General features: G+C 71.7%; 22 protein-coding genes. 11 read left to right on the top strand and 11 right to left on the bottom strand.

The features are described 5' to 3' along the window. Nucleotides 1-440: 440 nt before the first annotated feature. Entirely contained in the window at nucleotides 441-1,190 is a 750-nt protein-coding gene (locus DEJ00_RS07940) for a DUF6264 family protein (protein ID WP_111056966.1), read from the bottom strand. Further along, the gene (locus DEJ00_RS07935) at nucleotides 1,187-2,251 is read right to left on the bottom strand and encodes a 4-hydroxy-3-methylbut-2-enyl diphosphate reductase (protein ID WP_081827167.1); all 1,065 of its coding nucleotides are present in this window, start codon (nucleotides 2,249-2,251) and stop codon (nucleotides 1,187-1,189) included. Before DEJ00_RS07935 ends, DEJ00_RS07940 begins: the two co-directional genes overlap by 4 nt. Before the next feature lie 126 nt (nucleotides 2,252-2,377). On the opposite strand from DEJ00_RS07935, the gene xseA reads away from it, so the two are divergent. From xseA to DEJ00_RS07910, 5 genes are all read left to right on the top strand, one after another. Continuing rightward, nucleotides 2,378-3,613: an exodeoxyribonuclease VII large subunit gene (gene xseA, locus DEJ00_RS07930; protein ID WP_111056965.1), complete on the top strand. Its 1,236-nt coding sequence runs from the start codon at nucleotides 2,378-2,380 to the stop codon at nucleotides 3,611-3,613. Between the two features lie 70 nt (nucleotides 3,614-3,683). Continuing rightward, nucleotides 3,684-3,929: an exodeoxyribonuclease VII small subunit gene (locus DEJ00_RS07925; protein WP_017886728.1), complete on the top strand. Its 246-nt coding sequence runs from the start codon at nucleotides 3,684-3,686 to the stop codon at nucleotides 3,927-3,929. Further along, entirely contained in the window at nucleotides 3,926-4,561 is a 636-nt protein-coding gene (locus DEJ00_RS07920) for a DUF4245 domain-containing protein (RefSeq protein ID WP_111029594.1), read from the top strand. Before DEJ00_RS07925 ends, DEJ00_RS07920 begins: the two co-directional genes overlap by 4 nt. A gap of 56 nt (nucleotides 4,562-4,617) precedes the next feature. After that, nucleotides 4,618-5,232: a carbonic anhydrase gene (locus DEJ00_RS07915; RefSeq protein ID WP_027464510.1), complete on the top strand. Its 615-nt coding sequence runs from the start codon at nucleotides 4,618-4,620 to the stop codon at nucleotides 5,230-5,232. A 125-nt stretch (nucleotides 5,233-5,357) separates the two neighbouring features. Continuing rightward, on the top strand, nucleotides 5,358-6,761 hold the full coding sequence (locus tag DEJ00_RS07910) for an aspartate ammonia-lyase (protein WP_111056964.1): 1,404 nt from the start codon (nucleotides 5,358-5,360) through the stop codon (nucleotides 6,759-6,761). A 171-nt stretch (nucleotides 6,762-6,932) separates the two neighbouring features. On the opposite strand, the gene DEJ00_RS07905 is transcribed toward DEJ00_RS07910, so the two are convergent. The 3 genes from DEJ00_RS07905 to DEJ00_RS07895 all read right to left on the bottom strand — a co-directional run bounded on the left by DEJ00_RS07905 (nucleotide 6,933) and on the right by DEJ00_RS07895 (nucleotide 11,152). After that, nucleotides 6,933-8,294, bottom strand: a complete 1,362-nt coding sequence (locus DEJ00_RS07905) for a PhoH family protein (protein WP_173035851.1) — start codon at nucleotides 8,292-8,294, stop codon at nucleotides 6,933-6,935. 877 nt (nucleotides 8,295-9,171) lie between these two features. After that, a complete protein-coding gene (locus DEJ00_RS07900; RefSeq protein WP_111056963.1) occupies nucleotides 9,172-10,281 on the bottom strand; it encodes an aminotransferase class V-fold PLP-dependent enzyme in 1,110 nt (369 codons plus the stop codon). 85 nt (nucleotides 10,282-10,366) lie between these two features. Beyond that, complete coding sequence (locus tag DEJ00_RS07895; RefSeq protein ID WP_027464506.1) at nucleotides 10,367-11,152, bottom strand: isoprenyl transferase; 786 nt, start codon at nucleotides 11,150-11,152, stop codon at nucleotides 10,367-10,369. 96 nt (nucleotides 11,153-11,248) lie between these two features. Here DEJ00_RS07895 and DEJ00_RS07890 point away from each other — a divergent pair, with 96 nt between their 5' ends. Further along, entirely contained in the window at nucleotides 11,249-11,968 is a 720-nt protein-coding gene (locus DEJ00_RS07890) for a hemolysin III family protein (protein ID WP_051596553.1), read from the top strand. Nucleotides 11,969-12,187: 219 nt separating this feature from the next. Here the strand turns inward: DEJ00_RS07890 and DEJ00_RS07885 are convergent, their stop codons facing one another. Next, complete coding sequence (locus DEJ00_RS07885) at nucleotides 12,188-12,493, bottom strand: hypothetical protein (protein WP_017886736.1); 306 nt, start codon at nucleotides 12,491-12,493, stop codon at nucleotides 12,188-12,190. Continuing rightward, nucleotides 12,490-13,380 (bottom strand): mycothiol conjugate amidase Mca, encoded by an 891-nt coding sequence (gene mca, locus DEJ00_RS07880; protein WP_111057079.1) that lies wholly within the window; start codon nucleotides 13,378-13,380, stop codon nucleotides 12,490-12,492. Before mca ends, DEJ00_RS07885 begins: the two co-directional genes overlap by 4 nt. 19 nt (nucleotides 13,381-13,399) lie before the next feature. Between mca and DEJ00_RS07875 the strand changes: the two genes are divergently transcribed. Continuing rightward, nucleotides 13,400-13,891, top strand: a complete 492-nt coding sequence (locus DEJ00_RS07875; RefSeq protein ID WP_051596498.1) for a DUF4307 domain-containing protein — start codon at nucleotides 13,400-13,402, stop codon at nucleotides 13,889-13,891. 71 nt (nucleotides 13,892-13,962) lie between these two features. Beyond that, a complete protein-coding gene (gene greA, locus DEJ00_RS07870; protein WP_017886739.1) occupies nucleotides 13,963-14,451 on the top strand; it encodes a transcription elongation factor GreA in 489 nt (162 codons plus the stop codon). Between the two features lie 132 nt (nucleotides 14,452-14,583). On the opposite strand, the gene ilvA is transcribed toward greA, so the two are convergent. Together ilvA and DEJ00_RS07860 are read right to left on the bottom strand one after the other, a co-directional pair. Beyond that, entirely contained in the window at nucleotides 14,584-15,843 is a 1,260-nt protein-coding gene (ilvA, locus tag DEJ00_RS07865) for a threonine ammonia-lyase (protein ID WP_027464502.1), read from the bottom strand. 48 nt (nucleotides 15,844-15,891) lie between these two features. After that, nucleotides 15,892-17,151, bottom strand: coding sequence for an AI-2E family transporter (locus DEJ00_RS07860; RefSeq protein WP_051596497.1), 1,260 nt, complete (start codon nucleotides 17,149-17,151; stop codon nucleotides 15,892-15,894). Nucleotides 17,152-17,244: 93 nt separating this feature from the next. On the opposite strand from DEJ00_RS07860, the gene DEJ00_RS07855 reads away from it, so the two are divergent. Continuing rightward, nucleotides 17,245-18,528 carry a winged helix-turn-helix domain-containing protein gene (locus tag DEJ00_RS07855; protein WP_111056962.1) on the top strand — a complete coding sequence of 428 codons (1,284 nt, stop codon included), beginning with the start codon at nucleotides 17,245-17,247 and terminating at the stop codon, nucleotides 18,526-18,528. 4 nt (nucleotides 18,529-18,532) lie between these two features. Here DEJ00_RS07855 and DEJ00_RS07850 read toward each other — a convergent pair whose 3' ends face one another. Both DEJ00_RS07850 and DEJ00_RS07845 read right to left on the bottom strand, forming a co-directional pair. Then, a complete protein-coding gene (locus DEJ00_RS07850; RefSeq protein WP_111056961.1) occupies nucleotides 18,533-19,435 on the bottom strand; it encodes a M48 family metalloprotease in 903 nt (300 codons plus the stop codon). A 19-nt stretch (nucleotides 19,436-19,454) separates the two neighbouring features. Then, complete coding sequence (locus DEJ00_RS07845) at nucleotides 19,455-20,036, bottom strand: LemA family protein (protein WP_027464499.1); 582 nt, start codon at nucleotides 20,034-20,036, stop codon at nucleotides 19,455-19,457. A gap of 218 nt (nucleotides 20,037-20,254) precedes the next feature. Here DEJ00_RS07845 and DEJ00_RS07840 point away from each other — a divergent pair, with 218 nt between their 5' ends. Beyond that, on the top strand, nucleotides 20,255-22,651 hold the full coding sequence (locus tag DEJ00_RS07840) for an Ig-like domain-containing protein (protein ID WP_146247908.1): 2,397 nt from the start codon (nucleotides 20,255-20,257) through the stop codon (nucleotides 22,649-22,651). Between the two features lie 196 nt (nucleotides 22,652-22,847). Next, nucleotides 22,848-24,539, top strand: a complete 1,692-nt coding sequence (locus DEJ00_RS07835; RefSeq protein ID WP_111057078.1) for a class I adenylate-forming enzyme family protein — start codon at nucleotides 22,848-22,850, stop codon at nucleotides 24,537-24,539. The last annotated feature ends 52 nt before the right edge of the window (nucleotides 24,540-24,591 follow it).

Here is a 24,591-nt window from a genome sequence, read left to right as displayed (position 1 = left end):
GTCGCTCGCGCCGGTGCCGGACGACGCGTTCTGACCACTCGACGGCGGGCCGGGTGCGGGCGGTCGAGTGGTCACAACTCCCCGTACGCGCGGGGCCGAGAGGTCACGAACTGTCGCTCGCGCCGGCGCCGGACGACACGTTCTGACCACTCAGCGGCGGGCCCGCGGTGAGTTGCGACCGCACGGCAGTCGATGCTGCGCGCGCCCGCGAGGCTGGCCACGCTCGCCGGAAGGGCACCGCCCCGCGACTGGCCGACGGACGGGCCGCCGAGAGGTCACGACTCCCCGCGCGCCCAGGCCCGAGAGGTCACGAACTGTCGCTCGCGCCGGTCCCGAACGACACGTTCTGACCACTCGACGGCGGGCCCGCGGTGTGTTGCGACCACCCGGCGCGCGGAGGCCGGCACCGCGAGCAACCCGGCCGGCAGGCGGTCAGGCGCTCAGGCGCCGCCGGACTGCCGCAGCATGAAGTCGACGAAGGCCTGGTCCTGCATGACCACGACGACGAACGCGATCACGCTGATCGCCGTGGCGACGACGGCTCCGACCAGCGGCACCCAGAACGTCCGCTTCCGTGCTCGGAGCCGACGGATGGACCACCAGGCGACCAGGGCGAAGACCAACACGTTGGTGATCGCGGCGATGGTGGCGGCCGTGCTGAGGGCACTCGGGTCGTTCAGGGCCGTGTACTGGGCCTCGAGGGTGCGCCGCACGGTCGAGGCGACCTTGCCGACCGACAGCGACTGCACGACGGAGACGAGCCCGAAGGCGAGCAGCCCGACGGTGAGCACGAAGTCGGCGGGCGTGCGGCCGAACCGGCTGCGGGCCATCGACCCCTGTGCCCCGGCAGGGACCGCCCCGGAGCGGACATCCGTGCCGGCGCGGTCGCCGTGGACGCCGTCGCTCGGAGCAGCGTCACGCGCGCCGGCGGCGGAGGCCTGGTCCTGCCGTTCCCGTGCCTGACGCTCACGCTCCTGGCGTTCCTGCTCGACGAGGACCGGGTTGACCCACCCCTCTGGCGCGTACTCGCCGTACCCGGGTGCGGGACGGCCCTGGGGCCGGCCGTCCACGGAACCGGCGGCCGACGTCGGGGACGCACCCCGGGCCTCCTGGCCGGCACCGGAACCGGCGTCGACCTGGTTCGCCGGGTCGCGACGCGGGACCGAGGACCAGCCGTCCGCGCCGCTCATGCCCGACGCCCGCCGAGCGCGCGCGTCGGGTTGCCCGAGGCGTCGGTGCGGAGCTCCTTGGGGAGCGAGAACATCAGGTCTTCGTGCGCGGTGACGACCTCTTCGACGGCGGCGTACCCGGCGTCGGCGAGCTGCTCGAGCACCTCGGCCACGAGTTCTTCCGGCACGGACGCACCGCTGGTCACGCCGACCGTCTCGACACCGTCGAGCCACTCCTGCTGGATCTCTTCCGCGTAGTCGACACGGTGGGCGGCCCGCGCACCGTGCTCGAGCGCGACCTCGACCAGACGGACGCTGTTCGACGAGTTCGCGGAGCCGACCACGATCACCAGGTCGGCACCGGGCGCGACCTTCTTGATCGCGACCTGGCGGTTCTGGGTGGCGTAGCAGATGTCGTCCGACGGGGGGTCCTGGATGGCCGGGAACTTCTCGCGCAGCAGCCGCACGGTCTCCATCGTCTCGTCGACGCTGAGCGTGGTCTGCGACAGCCAGACGAGGTTGTCCGGGTCGGGGACCGACAGGGCGGCGACGTCGTCGGGGCCGTTCACCAGGATCGTGCGGTCCGGGGCGTGCCCCATCGTTCCCTCGACCTCTTCGTGGCCGGCGTGCCCGATCAGGATGATGGTGCGCTCGGCCTTGGCGAACCGGGTGGCTTCGCGGTGGACCTTGGTGACGAGGGGACAGGTGGCATCGATGGCGTGCAGGTCGCGCTCGGCGGCACCCGCGACGACGGCCGGCGACACACCGTGGGCGCTGAAGACGACGTGTGAACCCCGGGGGACCTCGGCCACGTCGTCGACGAAGACGGCACCGCGCTGCTCGAGCGTCGACACCACGTGCACGTTGTGGACGATCTGCTTGCGGACGTAGACGGGCTCGCCGTACTGCTCCAGGGCCTTCTCGACCGCGACGACCGCGCGGTCCACCCCGGCGCAGTAGCCACGGGGTGCCGCGAGCAGCACCTTCTTGGGGCCGGCGACCGGTTCGTCACGCAGTCGGCCCCGTGCCGCGTGCACACGCGGCGGGGCGAGCGGGACCGTGTGGCCGTTGGTGATCGTCACGTCCCCGATGATAGGTGAGCAGCACGCACGCGACCTGGGCGCGCGGGGCGCCTGTGGAGAACACGACGGCCGTCCCCTGTCACCGGTCTCGGGCACGATGGACGTCCCAGCAGGACAAGGAGCGACATGGCGATCGAACAGGGCCCGCCGACGGCCGACAACCCGTGGCCGGTCGCGCTCCTCGGCGCGAAGCTGCGCGACTGGATCGACCGGCTCGGCACCGCGTGGGTGGAGGGCGAGATCACGCAGTGGAACGTCGCCGGCGGCAACGTGTACGGCAAGCTCAAGGACGTCGAGGTCGACGCCACCGTGTCTTTCTCCATCTGGTCGAGCGTGCGCTCCCGGGTGCCGGCGGACATCAAGCAGGGCGACCGTGTCGTCGCCGCACTCAAGCCGAACTACTGGGTCAAGGGCGGCTCGCTGACCATGCAGGTCGTCGAGATGAAGCACGTCGGCCTCGGTGACCTGCTCGAACGCCTCGAGCGCCTCCGTCGCACCCTCGCCGAGGAAGGGCTGTTCGACCCGTCCCGCAAGCGCCGTCTGCCGTTCCTGCCGCACCGCATCGGTCTGATCACCGGCAAGGACTCCGACGCCGAGAAGGACGTCAAGCGGAACGCGCAGCTGCGGTGGCCCCAGGTGGAGTTCCGCACCGTGCACACGGCCGTGCAGGGCGAACGGACCGTGGGCGAGGTCACGGCGGCGATCCTCGAGCTCGACGCCGACCCCGAGGTCGACGTCATCATCATCGCCCGCGGCGGCGGTGACTTCCAGAACCTGCTCGGCTTCAGCGACGAAGGACTCGTCCGTGCCGCGGCCTCGGCGTCGACCCCGATCGTCTCGGCGATCGGGCACGAGGCCGACCGCCCGATCCTCGACGAGGTCGCCGACCTGCGCGCCTCGACCCCGACGGACGCCGCCAAGCGCGTCGTGCCCGACGTCGCCGAGGAACTCGCCAACGTCCGGGCGGCCCGCGCCCGGCTCGGGCTGCGGCTCTCGCACACGCTGTCGGTCGAGGCCGACCGGCTCGCCGCGCTGCGGTCGCGGCCGGCCCTGGCGTCGACCGCGTGGCTCGTCGACACCCGTGCGGAAGAGGTCGCGCGCGACCTGTCCCGCGCCCGAGAACTGCTCGACCGCCGGCTCGAACGCGGGCACTCCGAGGTCGGCCACCTGACCGCCCGCCTCCGCGCGCTCTCGCCCCGTGACACCCTGCGCCGCGGGTACGCCATCGTGCAGCGTGCCGACGGGGGTGTCGTCCGCGGCACCGACGACCTGTCCGGAGCGACGCCGGTGCACGTCACGCTCGGTGCCGGCACGGCCACGGGCACGCTCGAACCGGACGGCCCCGGCCCGGACGGCTCCTGACCACCACGGCGTTCTCCACAGCCTGGGACCGGGCGACGGATCGTCGGTGGACGCTCGGTAGGATCGACCCGTGCCATCCCAGCAGGAACCCGAGCAGACCGACGTCCAGTCGCTGAGCTACGAAGCGGCCCGTGACGAACTCGTGCGCGTCGTGAGCGAACTCGAACAGGGCTCCGCGACCCTCGAGCGTTCGCTGGCGCTGTGGGAGCGGGGCGAAGCCCTCGCCGCCCGGTGCGAAGAGTGGCTCGTCGGCGCTCGTGCACGGCTCGACGCGGCCCGTGCCGCCAGCGACGCCCAGGACGGCTCCGGCCGATGACCGACCCCGACGGCCGCCCGATCGTCGCCGAGCTCGGTCGCCCCGAGACGGCAGAGGAGACCTGGGCCCGCAAGGACGCTGCCCGGACCGCCCGCCGGCAGCACCAGACCGCGTTCAACCTGGTCATCGCGCTCATCGCCTCGCTCGGCATCGTGCTGTTCCTGGTGGCGGTCGTCGTCCGTCCGGACACCACGGTCGACCGCACCGTCGACTACCAGCAGATCGCGGCGAAGGCGAACGTCGACGACGTCACCCTGGTGGCGCCGCCGCTTCCGGACGGCTACAGCGCCAACCGCGCGGACTTCGCGAGCAAGACCACCGACGGCGTGGACGTCTGGACCGTCGGTTTCGTGACGCCGGACAAGCAGTACCTCGGCCTGCAGCAGGGCATCGACGCCAACGCCTCGTGGGTGTCGAACCAGCTCGACCAGCGGCCGTCCACCGGTGACCGCACGATCGGTGACACGGAGTGGACCGTCTACGACCGCCGCGCCGAGGGCACCGACGCCGGCAACCACGCGTACTCGCTCGTCTCGACGTTCGGCAAGAACACGATCGTGCTCTCCGGCACCGCCGACGACAAGGCCTTCCGGACCGTCGCGACCGCCGTCTCCCGAGAACTGACCGAGTAGACGACGGGCACCGCCCCGCCAGTCACCACCCCGTCCCACCCGAACCGAGGAGCCCCATGCCCGACCGCGCCGCCTCCACCCCGTCCGACGCCCTGCGCCTGCTCGTCGACGGCAACGCCCGCTTCGCCGCCGACAAGCGCCGGATGGGCCGCGTGGACCCGGATCGCCGCACCGAGCTCGAAGGATCGCAGTCGCCGTTCGCGACCGTCCTCGGCTGCTCGGACTCGCGGGTGCCGTTCGAGCACGTCTTCGACGCCGGCATCGGCGACCTGTTCGCCATCCGCAACGCCGGGCAGATCGTCGACGACGTCGTGCTCGGCTCAATCGAGTTCGCGGTCGTCGCCCTGGGCACACCGCTGGTCGTCGTGCTCCGGCACACCCGGTGCGGTGCCGTCGCGGCAGCCCGCTCCGGTGAGCCCGTCCCCGCCCCGCACCTGCAGGCCCTCGTGGACGCGATCGCCCCGAGTGTCGAGAAGGTCCGGCTCACCGACGCCGAGCTCCCGCAGGAAGCCGTCGGCGCCGCACACCTCGAAGCCACCCTCCGCCAGGTGATCGAGCGCTCCGGCGCGGTCTCCGATGCCGTGGCCGAGGGTAGATTGGCCGTCGTCGGGGCGACCTACGACCTCGCCACCGGGGAAGTCACCATCGACACCGTCGTCGGCCAGGTCTGACCAACCCGACGAAGACCCAGCCAGACAAGACCCAGCCCGACGACGACCGCCCCGGCGACCCCGGGGCGCAGGCACGGGCCGGCGCGACCGCGACCGGCGAGCACCCCAGGAAGGACCACGACGACGTGACCGACACCACCCCGACCGAGTTCCGCATCGAGCACGACACCATGGGCGAGGTACGGGTGCCGAAGTCGGCGCTCTACCGTGCCCAGACCCAGCGCGCCGTCGAGAACTTCCCCATCTCGGGCACCGGGCTCGAGTCGGCACAGATCGTGGCGCTCGCGCGGATCAAGCGGGCGGCGGCCATCGTGAACGGTGAACTCGGCATCGTCGAGCCCGCCGTCGCCGACGCCATCGCCGGTGCGGCCGACCTGATCATCGGCGGCCAGCACCACGACCAGTTCCCGGTCGACGTCTACCAGACCGGCAGCGGCACGTCGTCGAACATGAACATGAACGAGGTGCTCGCGACACTGGCGTCCGACATCGCGGGTTCGGCGGTGCACCCGAACGACCACGTCAACGCCTCGCAGTCGTCGAACGACGTCTTCCCCACCTCCGTGCACGTCGCCGTGACCGAGGCGCTCCTCCGCACCCTCGTGCCCGCTCTCGAGCACCTCGCCGAGTCCCTCGAAGCGAAGGCCACGCTCTGGGCCGACGCCGTGAAGTCCGGCCGGACGCACCTGATGGATGCCACGCCCGTCACCCTCGGGCAGGAGTTCGGCGGCTACGCACGCCAGATCCGCCTGGGCATCGAGCGGGTGCAGGCGACGCTCCCCCGCGTCGCCGAGGTCCCGCTCGGCGGCACCGCGGTCGGCACCGGCATCAACACCCCCAAGGGATTCCCGCAGCGGGTCATCGCCCAGCTCGCGAGCGACACCGACCTGCCGATCACCGAGGCCGTCGACCACTTCGAGGCGCAGGGTGCGCGTGACGCCCTGGTCGAGGCCTCCGGAGCGCTCAAGGTGCTCGCCGTCAGCCTGACGAAGATCAACAACGACCTGCGCTGGATGGGCTCGGGTCCGAACACCGGCCTGGGCGAGCTGCACATCCCCGACCTGCAGCCCGGCTCCTCGATCATGCCCGGCAAGGTGAACCCGGTGATCCCCGAGGCCACCCTGATGGTCGGTGCCCGGGTCATCGGCAACGACGCCACCATCGCCTGGGCCGGGGCCTCGGGTGCGTTCGAGCTCAACGTCGCCATCCCGGTGATGGGCACGGCGCTGCTCGAGTCGATCCGGCTGCTGGCGAACAGCTCGCGCGTGCTCGCCGACAAGACCATCGACGGGCTGCAGGCGAACCTCGAGCGTGCCCGTGCCTTCGCGGAGTCCTCGCCGTCGATCGTCACCCCGCTCAACCGGGTCATCGGCTACGAGGCGGCGGCGAAGGTCGCGAAGTACGCCGTCGCCGAGGGCCTCACCGTGCGCGAAGCCGTCGTGGCCCTCGGCCACGTCGAGCGCGGCGAGGTCACCGAGGCGCAGCTCGACGAGGCGCTCGACGTCCTCAGCATGACCCACCCGAAGTAGTGCGACGCTCCTGACGCACCCCCAGGACGGACGGGAGGCCCGGTGCCAGCTGGCACCGGGCCTCCCGTCCGTCCGATGGCGGCTCGACCCGGCTCACGCGCTGAGCGACGGGTCACGCGCCCGGACACGCGTGACCTGTCGCTCAGCGCGAAACCCCGTCAGCGCCTGCCGCTACACCAGGTCGGGCGAGTCCAGCAGGTCCGTGACCAGCGCGGCGATCGCGGAACGCTCGGACCGCGTCAACGTGACGTGCGCGAACAGCGGGTGCCCCTTGAGCCGCTCGATGACCGACGCGATCCCGTCGTGCCGGCCGACCCGCAGGTTGTCGCGCTGCGCGACGTCGTGGGTGAGCACGACCCGCGAGTTCTGGCCGATGCGCGAGAGCATCGTGAGCAGCACGTTCCGTTCGAGCGACTGCGCCTCGTCGACGATCACGAAGGCGTCGTGCAGGGAGCGGCCGCGGATGTGGGTCAGGGGCAGCACCTCGATCAGGCCGCGCTCGATCACCTCGTCGAGGACGTTGTCCGACACCACCGAGCCGAGGGTGTCGTAGACGGCCTGCGCCCACGGGTTCATCTTCTCGCCGGCGTCACCGGGCAGGAAGCCCAGGTCCTGCCCGCCCACGGCGTACAGCGGGCGGAACACCATGATCTTCTTGTGCTGCTGCCGTTCGAGCACCGCCTCGAGTCCGGCGCACAGGGCGAGCGCCGACTTGCCGGTACCGGCGCTGCCGCCGAGCGAGACGATGCCGATCTCCGAGTCGAGCAGGGCGTCGATGGCGAGCCGCTGCTCGGCCGAGCGTCCGCGGAGTCCGAAGACCTCGCGGTCGCCGCGCACCAGGGCGACGGCTCCGGCGACGTGCACGCGGCCGAGGGCCGATCCACGCTCGGAGTGGATGACGACCCCGGTGTTCACCGGGACGCCGTCGAGCTTCGCGGAGCGGATCTCCTCTTTCTCGTACAGGTCGGACATCTGCTCGCCGGAGACCTGCAGGTCGGCGATGCCGGTGTAGCCCGAGTCGACCGCGAGCTCGGCGCGGTACTCCTCTGCCGCCATGCCGATCGACGACGCCTTGACCCGGAGCGGCAGGTCCTTCGACACGACGACGACGTCGAGCCCGTCGTTCTTCAGGTTCGACGCGACGGCGAGGATGCGGGAGTCGTTGTCGCCGAGCTGCAGGCCCGACGGCAGGACGGACTGGTTGGAGTGGTTCAGTTCGACGCGGAACGAGCCGCCGTCGCCGATCGCGATCGGGAAGTCGAGCCGCTCGTGCTCGATGCGCAGTTCGTCGAGCAGCCGGAGGGCCTGCCGGGCGAAGTACCCGATCTCCGGGTCGTTGCGCTTCGACTCGAGTTCGCTGACGACCACCACGGGCAGGACCACGGCGTGCTCGGCGAAGCGGAACAAGGCCCGCGGATCGCTGAGGAGCACCGATGTGTCGAGCACGTACGTGCGCTGGGCGACCGATGTGGACGAGTCCGCGGTGTGCTGCTGCTGTGCTCCGCGAGAGACGTTCTGAGAGGTCACGACCACTCCATCCCCGGGCCGCGACGGGCCCGGTCCTGTCCTCGAACGCGGCCACGGAGCGGGTCCCGAAGCACCGACTGTGGCCGCTTCGATCGGGCGCGGTGCCCGATGGGGACAACGTACGTCCGGCCCCCGACACGCTGACAGCGACACGCGGTTTCCGGAGTTACGGTCGCGTGAACAACGCGAGCGTGGCTCGCGACGCCGCTCGCGGCGGTGACGCCGGCTGGTCACGAACCGTCGACTGCGACGACTCCGGCCGACAGGTGGTGACCACTCGGCGGACGTGAGCGGGGCGTCGTGACCGCTCGCCGGCTCCGGACCGGAGGCTCGTGGCGGCCTGGCACCGCGCCTCCAGGCCGTCCGTGGGTCGCGACTCGTCGCGCGGGTGGCCCCGGCTGGTCACGAACCGTCGGCTGCGACGGCTCCGGCCGACGGGTGGTGACCACTCGGCGCACGTGAGCGGGGCGTCGTGACCGCTCGCCGGCTCCGGACCGGAGGCCCGTGGCGGCCTGGCACCGCGCCTCCAGACCGTCGGTTGGTCGCGACTCGTCGCGCGGGTGGCCCCGGCTGGTCAGGAACTGTCGACTGCGGCCCCTCCGGCCGACAGGTGGTGACCACCCGGCGGACGTGAGCGGGGTGTCGTGACCGCTCGCCGGCTGCCAACTGGAGGCTCGTGGCGGCCTGGCACCGCGCCTCCAGGCCGTCCGTTGGTCGCGACTCGTCGCGCGGGCAGCGTCGACTGGTCACGAACCGTCGACTGCGACGGCTCCGGTCGACAGGTGGTGACCACTCGGCGGACGTGAGCCGGGTGTCGTGACCGCTCGCGGACTGCGAACGGCCCCGGAACGGCTCCGGACGGCGGACAGCAGGCGCGCCGCTGCTACTGCATGGTGGCGTACGAGACGCAGGCGTCGCGGAACATGTCCAGGGTCTCGTCGGTGGTCGACGGGAACACGGACACCCGCGCGACCCCGAGCCGCGTGGTCGCGGTGACGCCGTGGTTGTGCATCGCGGCGGACAGGGCCGTCACGCGACCCTGCATCGGCCGGAGCACCACGATGCCGGCGCGCTCGGCCGGGTCGCGGCTGGACTCGACCTCGAGCCCGAACTCGTCAGCGATGGCGAACACGCGCTCGACGCGGTCGGTGACCCGCTCCTGCACGGCGGCGACACCGACCGCGGTGAGGCGCTCGAGCGACACCGCGAGCCGGGCCTGCGCGACCGGGTCGATGCGGGACATCTGGAAGCCCGCCGCCCCCGGACGCACCGCCGGGACCTCGGTGGGCCAGCCGGACGTGCCGTGCGGGCCGGACAGTGCCGGACGGATCCGGTTCAGCGCACGGTCGCTGAACGCCACGAACCCGGTGCCCCACCCGGCGTGCAACCACTTCTGCCCGCCGGTGGCGACGACGTCGGCGACCTCGTACGGGGCGTCGACGACGCCGAAGCCCTGGATCGCGTCGACGATGAGCAGGCGGTCGCCGATGACGTCGCGGATGGCGGCGAGGTCGGTCAGGTAGCCGGTCCGCCAGTCGACCAGGGACACCGCGACGGCGGTCACCTCGTCGGTCACGCGCTCACGGATCAGCTCGGGGGTCACCCAGCCGGCACCCGACTCGATGACGACGGGCTGTACCCGTCCACCGGTGGCCGAGGCGGCGCTGGCCAGTGCGAGCGGCAGCGACGGGTACTCGTCGGCGGACACGAGCACGCCGCCGGTCAGGCCGAAGGCGGTGTGCAGCAGGCCCGGGGTCGTCGCGGCCTGCGAGACGACCTGGTCCTCGCGGCGGCCGACCAGGCGGGCGGCGACGGTGCGGACGCGGGCATCCTGCTCGTCGAGGGTCTCCATGGCGCCGAAGCGCATGTGTGCCTGGATCGTGCCGAGCACACGCTGCTCCTCGAGCACGGCGGTCTGCACGGGGCCGAACGCAGCGTGGTCGAGGTAACCGGGGTCTTCGGAGAAGCCAGCGGCGTACTCGTCGATGTTCACAGGTGGTGCACCTTTCACAGGGTTGAACCCTGAGAGCCTACTGGGACGCGGCTCCGCCGACGAACCCGGCGCGGGAGGTGGCTGCTCAGCCGCCGAAGCGACGCGACCGGAGCCCGAAGTCGCGGACCGCCCGGAGGAAGTCGACCTCGCGCAGGTCCGGGTAGAACGCCTCGACGAAGTAGAACTCGCTGTGCGCGCTCTGCCACAGCATGAAGTCGGACAGCCGCTGCTCGCCCGAGGTCCGGATCACCAGGTCGGGGTCGGGCTGACCCTGCGTGTACAGGTGGTCGCCGATGAGCTCCGGCGTCAGCACCTCGGCCAGGGTGTCGATGGTGCCGCCACCCGCGCCGTGCGCCTGCACGATGCTGCGCATGGCGTCCGCGATCTCACGACGGCCGCCGTAGCCGACGGCCAGGTTGACGTGCAACCCGGTGCGGCCGGCGGTGCGCTGCTCGGCCTGTTCGAGCGCGGTCACCAGGTTCTCCGGCAGCCCCTCGTTCGACCCGACGTGCTGCACGCGCCAGTCTCGGTTGTCGGCCAGGACCCCGGCGAGGTCGGCGATGATCCCCACGAGTTCTTCGAGCTCTTCGCCGCCGCGCCCCGTCAGGTTGTCGGCCGACAGCAGGTACAGCGTCACGACCTCGATGCCGAGGTCGTCACACCACGTCAGGAACTCCGGGATCTTCGCGGCGCCGGCGCGGTGGCCGTGTGCGGCGGACTCGAGCCCGAGCTGCTTCGCCCAGCGACGGTTGCCGTCCACGATCATGGCGACGTGCTTCGGCTTCGCTGCCCCCTCGAGCTGGCGGCGGATCCGGCGTTGGTAGGCGCGGTAGAGGATCCCTCGCCCTGTCCATCCCGCCGTCCCGGTCACGCACCGAGCGTAGTGCACCACCGACACACGCTCCCTGAGGCACCCGCTCTGCGGACACGTGGCTGTCGTTCGGGGTCAGGCCCTATGGTCGGGACCATGCAGGACGAGCACGAGACCGGAACACTCCCCCACGTCCCGTTCACGGAAGAGGCGTCGGCGACCGCCACCACGACCGCTGCCGAACCCCGTCCGGCGTGGCGCGGCTGGATCCACCTCGGTGCGTTCCCGTTCGCGATCGCGATGGGGATCGTCCTGATCACCCTCGCCGACAGCACCGCAGCGAAGGTCGGCAGCGCGGTGTTCATGGCGACGTCGCTGGCGATGTTCGGTGTCTCCGCGACCTACCACCGGTTCCCGTGGGGGCCGAAGGTGAAGGCCGTGCTGAAGCGCATCGACCACACCAACATCCTGCTGCTCATCGCCGGCACCTACACGCCCGTCGCGATCTGCGCCCTGCCGCACACGCTCATGGTCGTCGTGCTCTGGGTGATGTGGTCGGGCGCAGCGCTCGGCATCGCGTTCCGGGTGCTCTGGATCAACGCGCCCCGGTGGCTGTACGTCCCGATCTACCTGGTGCTCGGGTGCGCTGCCCTCGGGCTGCTGCCGCAGTTCTTCGCGGCGAGCGTGCCGATGACCGTGCTCATCCTGTCCGGCGGCGTCGCGTACATCATCGGCGCGCTGGTCTACGGCTTCAAGCGGCCGAACCCGGTGCCGACGCAGTTCGGGTTCCACGAGGTGTTCCACGCCCTGACCGTGGTGGCCTTCGGTGCGCAGTGGGTCGGCGTGCTCATCGTCGCGCTGGACCCGGTGCGCTGACCGTCGCACGTTCCTTCCCAGAACGGGTGCGATGCCTGATGGTTCCGGGCGTACTCACCCGGAAGTTCTGACCAGGTACGCCCGATTCGACCAGGTACGCCCGATTCGACCAGGTACGCCCGATTCGACCAGGTACGCCCGGTTCCGGTAAGTGCGCACGAGGCGGACTGGAGGCCCGTGGCGGGATCGCCACGGGCCTCCAGTGCGTACCCGGTCGCGTCACCCGCGCTCGGTGTCGTCGCCGACGTCGGCCCGGCCGTCCTCGGCCGCCCGCCGCTCCGGCTCGTCCGTCGCGGTGCCGTCGCCCGCGGTGCCGTTCGCCTCGGCCTCGAGCCGCTCACGCACCTCGGCGCGGTAGCGGGTCCGGCGGATGCGTCGGGTCATGTCCACCACGAGCAGGATCGTCACGATCGCGACGAGTGCGATCGCGATGAACCCGACGACACCCGGGGTGACGTCGACGTCGGGGACGACCGAGGGGCTGGGACTGGGGGTGGCGGCGAGTGCCGCCGCGATGGTGCTCACGAGGTCGGTTCCTTGTCGGCTGGGATCCCGGCGAACAGGTCGGTCTCCGGGAGCTCGGTCGGCACGCGTGCCTCCACGAGCTGGTAGTCCTCGGTCGGCCACACCGTCGCGAGGAGGTCGTTCGGCCAGTAGAAGAAGGCGCTGTCCGGTGCGACCTGGCTGGCGTGCGCGCGGAGTGCGGCGTCACGCTGGTCGAAGTACTCGTGCACGTCGACGTGGGTGGTGGCGAGGTCGGGGCGGTCGGCGAACCGCTCGACCCACTCGCGCAGCTGCTCGATCGCGGGGCTGTCCGGGTCGCGCTCCTGCAGGGCGTCGAAGATCGTGCTGAAGCGGCGCGGGTTCATCGTGCGCTCGTAGTAGAGCTTCGCGATCGACCACGGGGCACCGGCGGACGGGTACGCCGACGGGTCGGCGGCGGCGGACCACGCGGCCATCGACACCTCGTGCGTGCGGATGTGGTCGGGGTGCGGGTAGCCGCCGTTCTCGTCGTAGGTGACGAGCACGTGCGGGCGGAACCGGCGGATCACTCGGACGAGGGCCTCGGTGCTGTACTCGAGCGGCACCGTGGAGAACGTGCCCGGCCGGACCGTCTCGCCCTTCTCGGCGTCGGGCAGCCCCGAGTCGTGGTACCCGAGCCACACGTGGTCGATGCCGAGCGCCTGCTGCGCCGCGGCCATCTCGGTGCGGCGGTACCCGGCCATGTCTCGGTGGGCACGGCTCGTCGCCGGCTCGCCGAGCTGGTCGTTCAGGATGTCGCCGGCCTCGCCGCCGGTGCAGGACACGACGAGCACCTGGTGCCCGTCGGCCACGTACTTCGCGGCGGTCGCGGCACCCTTGCTGGACTCGTCGTCGGGGTGGGCGTGGACGGCCAGCAGACGGTAGGGCACGTGGGGTTCCTCACTGCGGGTGAGCGGCGTCGGACGCGGGCAGCGCACAGCATCGCGTGAACTACCCTGGGATCAGGATATCCACCCCGGGAGCCCCGAACTGTCCGAACAGACCCAGACCGCCACCCTCGACGAGCGCTACGGCCGCACCCCGGCCCGCAAGCGCCGCAGCCGCCTCTTCGCGATCGTCGCGGCCATCGCGGTCGTCGTGGTCTTCGGTGCGTGGGTGATCTGGGCCGGGCTCGACCAGTCCGACCGCGGCCTCGACCAGGACGTCATCGGGTACGAGGTGCTGTCCGAGCACAGCACCGTCGTCCACTCGCAGGTGTCCGTCGACCCGGGCGTCGAGGCGAAGTGCGCCGTGCAGGTCCTCGACAAGAGCTACTCGATCGTGGGCTGGAAGGAGATCACCGTCCCGGCCTCCGAACAGCGCAGCCGGAGCATCTCCACGCAGGTCACCACGACGACGCGGGGCGTGACCGGCTTGATCCACGACTGCTGGATTCCCTAGACTGTCCTGATTCGCCTCTCGAGACCGACCACTCGGCCGGTCTCGTTTTTTCATGGTCGAAGGGACAGAACATGAGCAACGACACGCAGGTCACCTGGCTGACCCAGGAGGCGCACGACCGTCTCAAGGCGGAGCTCGACGAGCTGAGCGGCGAGGGCCGTGCCGAGATCGCGCGCCGCATCGAGGCCGCTCGCGAAGAGGGCGACCTCAAGGAGAACGGCGGCTACCACGCCGCGAAGGACGAGCAGGGCAAGATCGAGGCCCGCATCCGCGTCCTCACCGAGCTCCTCAAGCACGCCACCGTCAGCGAAGCGGAGTTCGACGGGACGGTCGAGCCGGGCACCGTCGTCACGGCGGTCATCGCCGGCGACGAGTCCACCTTCCTGGTCGGCAGCCGCGAGATCGTCGCCGAGGGCTCGGACCTGACGGTCTACAGCCCCGTCAGCCCCGTCGGCGCGGCCATCGTCGGCCTCAAGGCCGGCGACAAGGCCACGTACACGGCACCGAACGGCAAGGAGATCGCCGTCGAGGTCGTCAAGATCGAGCGCTACGAGCCGTAGACCCGGCCCACTGCAGACAGGAGGCCCGTGGCGACACCGCCACGGGCCTCCTGTCTGTCCGTCGGTCGCGCCCAGAGCGCGCACCGCCTTTCCGACAGTCCACGCGTCGAACGACTCGTGGATCGTCGCGGACTAGTGCTCCAGGAGCTCCGGGCGGAAGCCGACCTCGTGCAGGCGCTGGATGACCTCCTGCGCGTGCTCCGGGCCGCGCGCCTCGATCGACAGGTCCAGCGCGACCTCGTTGATGACCAGGCCCTGGCCGTGGCGGGTGTGCAGCACCTCGACCACGTTCGCGCCGGCGTCCGAGATGACCTGCGCGACACGGGCCAGCTGACCCGGACGGTCCGGGAGCATGATGCGGATGCCGATGTAGCGCGAGGCCGCCACGAGCCCGCGGGTGATCACGCGTTCCATCATGAGCGGGTCGATGTTGCCGCCGCTCAGCAGCACCACGGTGCGGCCGGTGTCGCGGACGGCACCGGACATGATCGCGGCGACGCCGACGGCCCCCGCTGCCTCGACCACGAGCTTGGCGCGCTCGAGCAGGACGAGCAGTGCGCGGGCGGTGTCGTCGTCCGAGACGGTGACGATGTCGTCGACCAGGTCGCGGATGATCGGGAAGTTCAGGTCGCCGGGGCGCGCCACCGCGATGCCGTCCGAGATGGTCGGCTTCGTGGTGATGGTGACGGGCTCGCCGGCGGTGATCGACGACGGGTAGGCCGCGGCGTTCTCCGCCTGCACGCCGATGACCCGGATCTGCCGTCCGAGCCGCTCGGCCATGCCCTTCACGGCGAGCGCGATGCCGGAGATGACGCCGCCGCCACCGATCGGCACGACGACGGTGTCGACGTCCGGCACCTGGTCGATGATCTCGAGGCCGAGCGTGCCCTGCCCGGCGATCACGGCCGGGTGGTCGAACGGCGGGATGAACACGGCGCCGGTGTGGGCGGCGAAGTCCTTCGCGGCGCTCAGCGCCTCTTCCACGGAGTGGCCCCGCAGCACGACGTCGGCGCCGTAGTGGCGGGTGGCCTGCAGCTTGGGCAGGGCGACGCCGACCGGCGTGAAGATCGTCGCGGGGATGCCGAGCTCGCGGGCGGCGAGGGCGACACCCTGCGCGTGGTTTCCGGCGCTGGCGGCGACGACGCCCTTGGCGCGCTGCTCGGCGGACAGGGTCGAGAGGCGGTTGTAGGCACCGCGCACCTTGTAGGCACCCGTTCGCTGCAGGTTCTCGCACTTCAGGTGCACCGGGGACCCGAGCAGCTCGGCGAGGAACTGCGACGTCTCCATCGGGGTGACGCGTGCGACGCCCTTGATGGTCTCGCGCGCCGCCTCGATGTCCGCGAGGGTCGGGATCGCGGTGAGCGTGTGCGGGGAGGCGCTGGTGTCGGTCACTCCCCCATCATCGTCGCTCCCGGCCCCCGCGGCGAACTCGTGTGACGCTCAGTTGGTGCTGGCGGTGTCTTCCTCGGCCGAGGGACCCGAGTCGACGCCCGGTGCCGGGACGTCGTCGCCGACCTTGTGCCGACGGCGTCGGAGCAACTGGATCTGCCCGTGCTGCCCGCGCTTCGGCGTCGCTTCGAGGACGTGGTCGGAGTCGAGCCGCCGCCAGCGTCCGCTCGCGATGGTGGTGACCATGGCGTTCAGCGTCGCGATCAGCGGGACGGCGAAGAACGCTCCGGCGATGCCGGCGAGACCGGAGGCCGCGGTGACGCCCAGGACGACCGCCAGCGGGTGGACCTTGACCGCGTTGCCCATGACGAGCGGCTGCAGGATGTGGCCCTCGATCTGCTGGACCAGCAGCACGACCCCGAGCACCAGGACCGCCGCGAGGGGACCGTTGAAGATCAGCGCGACGAACACCGCCAGGAAGCCGGTGACGATGGCACCGACGACCGGGATGAACGCACCGAGGAACACGAAGGCTGCGATCGGGATGACCAGCGGCATGCCGCCGAAGAAGAGCCCGACGATGAAGGACCCCAGACCGATGCCGACCGCGTCGACGAACGCGACGAAGATCTGCACGCGGATGAAGCTCGTCAGGGTGATCCAGCCGGCGACACCGGCACCGTCGACCGCAGCGCGCGCCTTCTTCGGGAACAGCCGGACGGACCAGCGCCAGACGTTCTTGCCGTCGATCAGCAGGAAGATCGTGGTGAACAGGATGATGAAGAGCGCCTCGAAGGCGTGTGTGGCACCCGAACCCGCGCTGGCGACCCCGGACAGGATCGACGCGGAGTTGTCCTGCAGCCACTTCGTGCCGTCGTCGAGCCAGCCGTTGACGTCGGACTGGCTGATGCCGAACCCGGAGCTCAGGACGAAGTCCTTGATGTTCGCGTACTGGTCGACCGTCCGGTCACGCAGGGACGGGTAGGACGCGATGATCTGGTCGACGACGAGCCAGATCAGGCCACCGAGCGCCGCGATGCCGCCGAGCAGGCTCATCACGACGGCGAGCCACTTGGGCACGTGGTGCCGCTGCAGCCAGTTCGAGATGGGGACGAGGAGCGCCGAGACCACGATGCCGACCAGGAACGGGATGAGGATCTCGCTGAAGACCGTGACGAGCCAGATGAAGACGGCGATCACGCCCACGACGACGAGCGCCCGCCACGACCACGCACCGGCGATGCGCACGCCGACCGGGACGGATTCCTCGACCACGGGGTCGGGATGTGTCTGCTTGCTTCCCCATGCCATGCGCCCGAGTGTAGCGATGTGCTTCCCGTCAGGTGCCAGATACGGCATACGTTCGTGGACCCTCATGTCGGCGGGCTTCGGTAGCGTCGCGGCATGCCCAGGTCGACGCTCTCCGCCGCCGAGGCCCGCCGGGTCGCACTCGCCGCACAGGGGTTCGGACGACCACCCGCCGAACCCGTCTCGACGCGTGCGCTGAACGCAGCCTTCGGCCGGCTCGGGCTGCTGCAGATCGACTCCGTCAACGTGTTCGAACGCAGCCACTACCTGCCGCTCTTCGCCCGGCTCGGGGCCTACGACCGGTCGACGCTCGACCGGCTGACGCTCGGACGTTCGGGTCCGTACACCGAGTACTGGGCGCACGAGGCGGCGTTCATCCCCCGCGACGACCTGCGGCTGTTCCGGTGGCGGATGGACGCCCTGCGGGAGCGTGACGCCGGCCCGACCAGGGTCGACGGCGTCACCCGGACCGCTGCCGTCCGGCGCGAACTGCACGCGCTGCTCCGAGCCGAGGGGCCGATGCGGGCGAGCGCGGTGGAGCACGAGTCGAACGTTCGGCGCGGCCCCTGGTGGGGGTGGAGCGACGTGAAGCTCGGGCTCGAGCAGATGTTCCGCTGGGGCGAGGCCGTGAGTGCCGGACGAGCCGGTTTCGAGCGCGTGTACGCCCTGCCGGAGCAGGTGCTGCCCGCAGGCTTCCTCGAGACCGCCCCGCCGCGTGCCGACGCCGTGCTCGAACTCGTGCGCCAGGCCACACGGGCGCTCGGCATCGGCACCCGAGCGGACATCGCGGACTACTACCGGCTGCGCTCCGACGACACGGCCACCGCGATCGCCGAGCTCACCGACGCCGGCGAGCTCCTGCCGGTGCGGGTCGAGGGCTGGGGCGAGCGGGCCTGGCTGCACGTGGGCGCTCGGGTCCCCCGGCAGATGCCCACGGACGCGGTGCTGAGCCCCTTCGACCCGGTCGTCTGGTTCCGGCGGCGGGCCGAGCGGATGTACGGCTTCCACTACCGGATCGAGATCTACACGCCCGCCCCGAAGCGGGTGTTCGGCTACTACGTGCTGCCGGTGCTGCAGGACGACCGGCTCGTCGGCCGCATCGACCTGAAGAGCGACCGGCAGCGCGGTGTGCTCCGCGTCCGGACCGCGTGGCAGGAGCCGGGCGAGCACCTGGACCCCGAGCGTCTCGCCGACACACTGCGACGGACCGCGAGCTGGCAGGGCCTCGGCGCGATCGAGGTGACCGACCGCGGCACCGCTGCTGCTGCCGTCGCCGGAGCCCTCGGAGTACCCCTGGTGCCGCACGAGTCCGCTGACGACGCGGACGCCCCCGAACCGGTCGAGTCGGCTGGCGACCCGGCCGCCGACGGCGTCGGCTGACCCCTCAGAACCGGTCGGCGTTCGCCCGCAACCGCGCGATGCGGTCGGGCAGCGGCGGGTGTGTCGAGAACAGCCGGTCCATCACGCCCGGGCGCATCGGGTCGGCGATCCACAGGTGTGCCATCGAGGAGTTCTGCGTCTGCGTCGGCCGACCGTACGCACCGAGCTTCTCGAGGGCCCGCGCCAGGCCCTCCGGGTGACGGGTCGTCATCGCGCCCGTCGCGTCGGCCAGGTACTCGCGCTGCCGGGACACCGCCGCCTGGACGCCGGCCGCCGCGATCGGGGCCACGATGACGGCGACGATCCCGGCGATGAGCAGCACCGGGTTGGCGCTGCCACCGTTGTCCGAGTTGCGGTTCCGCCCGCCGGACAGACCGCTGAAGATGGAGATGCGGAGCAGGACGTCGGCGATGAGCCCGACGGCCACGACGAGACCGAAGACCATCGTCGACACCCGGATGTCGTAGTTCCGGACGTGCCCGAGCTCGTGCGCCATCACGCCCTGCAGCTCCTGGTCGTCCATGAGCTCGAGCAGCCCCGTCGTCGCCGCCACGACCGCGTGCTCGGGGTCACGCCCGGTGGCGAAGGCGTTCGGCGCGGGGTCGGGGATGACGAACACCCGGGGCATCGGCATGCCGGTCGCGATGGCGAGGTTCTCGACGGTCCGCCACAGCCGTGGTTCGGAGACGCGGTCGATCTCGACCCCACCGGCGATCGCGGTGGCCTGCCGTGCCGCCAGGAAGTACTGCAGCACCGCGTACCCGAGGGCGACCACGAGGACGATGAAGCCGATCGAGACGTTGCCGGCGAGGTACCCGCCGAGGAACCCGAGCGCACCGATGATCAGCAGGAACACCAGGACGATGACCACGGTGTTGCGCTTGTTCCGCGCGATGGCGCTGTACACGTCGGATCCGACGCTGTGGTCAGAACTGGACGCGCGGCGGCTCGGCGATGGCCGCCGGCTCGTTCGTCTCGAAGAACGGTGCCTCGGAGAAGCCGCGGTTCTTCGCGAACGTGGAGTTCGGGAACACCCGGATCTTCGTGTTCAGCTCACGCACTCCGCCGTTGTAGAACCGGCGGGCGGCCTGGATCTTGTCCTCGGTGTCGACGAGCTCGGACTGCAGCTGCAGGAAGTTCTGGCTCGACTGCAGCTGCGGGTACCCCTCGGCCACCGCGAACACGCTCTTCAGCGCCTTCTGCATGTGCCCCTCGGCCGTGGAGGCCGTGTCGGCATCACCGGCGGACAGGGTCTCGGCGCGGGCCTTCGTCACGTCGTCGAAGACCGCCTTCTCGTGCGTGGCGTACCCCTTGACCGTGTCCACGATGGTGGGGATGAGGTCGGCGCGGCGCTTCAGCTGCACCGAGATGTCGCTCCAGGCCTCGTCGACCCGGACCTTGAGCGTGACGAGGGAGTTGTACGTCACCCAGAGGTAGATCCCGATGATCACCAGGACGACCACCACCACTCCGACGACGATGAGCGTCGTGACGAGTCCGGTGTCCATGCGGGCGTACTCCTTTGCGCGTCGGGATCCGCGGTGCTGCGTTGGCCTGAACGGCCATCGTGAAGTCTATCGACGCGCTGAGCATGCTCTGTTCCTTGAGCAGTGTTCACGGCCGATTCCCGAGTCACGCACACCGGGCTCCCGGACTGCGGCCCGATACCGAACCTCATCCGCGAGGTGTATTGACCGGAGGCCGCCGATCCCGTGGGATGGGTCCGGTGAACACGAGCGGGGAGAACGTGGACGAGGGGGCTGTCGGGGGCGACAGCCCTCGTCGTCGTCCCCGCTTCGCCCTGCTCGCAGCGGCGACGACGGTCCTCTTCGCCGCCCTGCTCGGCGCAGCGGCAGCCCCGGCCGTCGCGGTCGCCGCGGGTGGCCCGTCGGTCGTCGCGGCCGCTGCGGACGCCCCGGCAGCCCCGGCAGCCGCCGCTCCCACCGCCACGCCCGGGACGAGCGAGATCGCCCCGCCGAACACCGGCCGTCCGGGCGCTCCGACGCCCACACCCACCCGTCCCGCCGTGCGGCCCACCATCGCCGATCCGGGTGACGTCACGACGGGTACGACCCGTTTCCACGGCACCGGTACCCCCGGGCACGCGGTCCGGGTGACGGGCCCGGGCGCGACGGGTTCGTCCGGGTGCACGGCCCGGGTCGACCCGAACGGATCGTGGGCCTGCCTCGGAACCGTCCGCTCCGGTCCGCACCAGGTGTTCACGGTGCGCGACCTCACCGCCGCACTGCCCGTCGCGAGCGCACCGGCGTCGGACGTCATCGTCCCGCCGACCCTCTCGTCCGCCGGGCCCACCGGCGGGACGGTCTCCGGCACGGGGTACCCCGGATCGACCGTGACGCTCTCGGTGTCCGGGTCGTCGGCCCAGCAGACCGCCCGGGTCGGCGCAGACGGCCGCTGGGTCGCCGCCCTGGGGACCCGGGCCGACGGTCGGTTCACCGTCACGGCGTCGCAGACTGCCAGCACGGCCGACGGCTACCGGTCCGACCTGCGGAGCGCGGCCTCCGCTCCCGTGACGGTCACGGTCGACCGCACGGCGCCGGCCGCCCCGCGCATCACGACACCGGACGACGGCCAGCGCATCGGCACCCGCTCGACGACGGTGGCCGGGACCGGTGAACCCGGCGCCCGCGTGACCGTGTACGTCGACCGTGCGCCGGTGTGCGGCGCGGTGGTGGGGTCGGACGCCTCGTGGTCGTGCTCCACCGCGGGGTCGACGTTGCGCGCCGGCGGGCACAAGCTCACCGCGACGCAGCACGACGTCGCGGGCAACTACTCCCGGTCGTCAGCCGCCGTGCGGGTCACGGTGCGGACCACCACCACGACCCCGACCGCAGCACCGACGCCGGCCGCCACGGACACCCCGGGGACACCGGGCACGTCGACGCCGGGGTCCAGCGCGACGGCGGGCACCCCCGGCACGACCGGCCACGGCGGAACCGGCAACGCCAACGGCACGAACGCCGCCGGCCACGGGGGCGACGGCGGCAACGACGACGGCGGCGCAGCAGGCACCGGCAACGGGTCCAGCAACGGCGACGGCACCGGCACTGGCAGTGGCACCGGCACCGGCAGCACCCCGGCCGGCGTCGGCAGTACCGGAGGCCACCCCGACTGGTCCGGCCCCGCGGGCGACTGGACCGCGGCGACCAGCTACGACCGCACCGTCCCGACCATCCAGGCCGCGTTCTCGTGGCGGACCGTCCTGGTCGCCACCGCCGTCGCCGCCGGGTTCCTCCTGCTCATCGCCGCGCCGCTCGCCCTCGTGGCCGCGGTCACCCGCGGCCGCCTCCGCTCGCCGTTCGCCGGGCTGCTCGGACGCAACCGCTCGCGGTCGGACCGCACACGGGGCGACGACGTCCTGCCGACCTGGGCGTCCATCGCCATCGCGGTGTCCGTCGCGGCGCTGTGCACCCTGCTCGGGGTCGGCGTCGAACTCGAGGCCCGGTACGCCCGTCTGGCGATCGCCGTCCTCGCCGGCACCGGTGTCCTGACCGCCGCCGTCGTGTTCGCCACGCGGTGGGCAGCCGGCAGCGATCACCGCGCCGTCGGGTTCCGGGTGTCGCCGTGGCTCGTCCTCGCAGCGCTCGTGGCGTGCGGCGTCACCCGTGCGGCCGACCTCTCCCCCGCCCTCATCGTCGGTGTCGTCCTCGTGCCGTCCGGCCGCCCCGGACTGGGGACCGGCCCGCTCCGCCTCGGCACCGGGATCGCCACGAGCGCCCGGGGTGCGACCTGGCGGGTGCTGGCCCTGCTCGGCCTCGCCGCGGCCGGCTGGGTGCTGCACAGCCTGCTCGCCGGCGGAGGTTTCTGGGTGTCGCTCGGGTCGGAGTTCGCCATCACCCTGTGCGTCGGTGGCCTCGGTGCCGTGGTCGCGACCCTGCTGCCCGTCGCGGGGTCCGCCGGCAGCGCGCTGCTCGCAGCCTCCCGCGGTCGGTACGTCGCGCTCGCGGTGGTCGCCGTGGCGCTGACCACCGCGGTCTACTCGGGGACGACCGGCACGCACGCCGCACCGGCCCTGCTCGTCGGGATCGCCTCGGCCTGTGTGGTGGCCGCGATCGCGGCCCTGGTCTGGCTGCGCACCGACCGGCGCGCGGCACGCGTCTGAGCCGAGCCGGGCCTCCAGAGCGGCGCTCCGCACCGCCCCGGGACAGAAGACGCACATCCGGGCCGGTTCGCGGACAGCGGGCTAGTGTGACGATCGGACGACCACGCCGCACCGGACCAGCGGTGCAGCGGCGCCTCGTGACCGGTGCCCGCGCAGGACAGTCGGTGTGCACCGCACGACCGCGGCAGGAGCGATGATGACCGACACCCGACCCGACAGCCACCCCGACACGGACACCCGGTCCGACTACGACGCGACGCGCTTCCGCGAGGTGTTCGAGGGCAGCTTCACCTACGCCAACGGCTTCGCCCGCAACACCCACCGCTTCGCCGGCCGACCCGCGCTGCGCGAGCCGGAGACGGACCGCTCGTGGACCTACGCCGAGCTCGGCGACGTCGTCGACCGGATCGCCGGGTGGCTCGTCCGGCACGGTGGCGGACGGGGTTCGGTCGTGATGGTCGAGCTGTTCAACACACCCGAGTTCGCGATGCTCTACCTGGCCTGCCACCGCATCGGCGCCGTGTTCTCGCCGACGAACTTCCGGCTCGCCCCGGACGAGGTCGCGTTCATCATCGAGGACTCCGCACCCGCCGTCCTGGTGCACGACACCGAGCGGACGAGTGCGATCACCGCCGCGCTGGGGTCGTCGCCGCACCGGCCGGACCAGGTCGTCCCGGTCGGCGGCGACCACGACCGGTTCGCCGAGCTGCTCGCGTCCGAGCCCCTCTCCCCCGAGGAACTCGCGGCGATCGGTCCGCGCAGCACCTACGACGAGTCCACCCGGCTCTACACCTCGGGCACCACCGGTCGTCCGAAGCCGGTCCCGCTGCCGAGCCTGGTCGAGGTGCTCAGCGCGCACGACGTGGTCATGCACTTCCCGCTCAGTCCGTTCGACAAGACGCTCAACATGTCGCCGCTGTTCCACCGCGGCGGCCTGTACTCCGGCGGCCCGAACCCGGTGTTCTACGTCGGCGCGGAACTCACGACGCTGCGCCACTTCGACGCCGACCGGGTGCTCGACCTGGTCGAGTCCGAACGCCTGACGTTCCTGATCGGCGCTCCGCCGAACCTGGTGCAGCTCGCCGACGCGCAGGAACGCCGGGCGCGGGACCTGTCGAGCCTCAACGGCATCGTCACGATGGGCGCACCGCTCGACCGAGCCGCGGCACTGCGCTACCAGGAGCTGCTGTCGCCGCGGATCTTCAACGGCTACGGCACCACCGAGACCTTCTGGAACACGTTCCTGCGCCCGGAGGACTTCCCGGACGGCGCCGGTTCCACCGGTCGCGCATCGACCGACGACGACGTCGCCGTCGTCCGCGTGCACGAGGACCGTCTGGCCGACCCGACCGACACGGTGGCGAAGGACGGCACCGAGATCGGCGAGTTCGCCGTGCGCACCGTGAAGTCCGGCTACTCGTACCGGAACCCCGGGCTCGAGGCCGAGAAGTTCGCGAACGGCTGGTTCTACCCCGGCGACCTCGCCACGTGGGACGAGCACGAGCGGGTCACGATCGTGGGCCGCAAGGACGACATGGTCATCTCCGGCGGCGAGAACGTGCACCCCGTCCAGGTCGAGGCGGTGCTGCAGGAGCACCCCGGGGTCGCCGACTCCATCGTGGTGGGCGTGCCGGACCCGCGGTGGGGCGAGGTCGTCACGGCGTACGTCGTCCGTGCCGGCGACCGACTGCCGGCCGACGACGCCGAGGCAGCGGCCGCGCTCGAGGAGTGGACGAGCGCCCACCCGGGCCTCGCCCGGTACAAGCGTCCGCGGCGGTACCGCTTCGTCACGGACGTCCCCTACAACGCCACCGGCAAGAAGGTGCACTACCTGGCGAAGGACACGGCCGCGGCGGATGCGGCAGCCGGCCGACTGATCGAGCCGTAGCGCGCCCGGTACCCGGCCGGTGACGCCTGGAGGCCCGTGGCGGCGCCGCCAC

The sequence above is a fragment of the Curtobacterium sp. MCLR17_039 genome (genome assembly GCF_003234745.1).
Lineage (GTDB): Bacteria > Actinomycetota > Actinomycetes > Actinomycetales > Microbacteriaceae > Curtobacterium > Curtobacterium flaccumfaciens.
The sequence above is the reverse complement of the archived record's forward strand: the minus strand, read 5'-3'. Positions and strand labels throughout refer to the sequence as shown.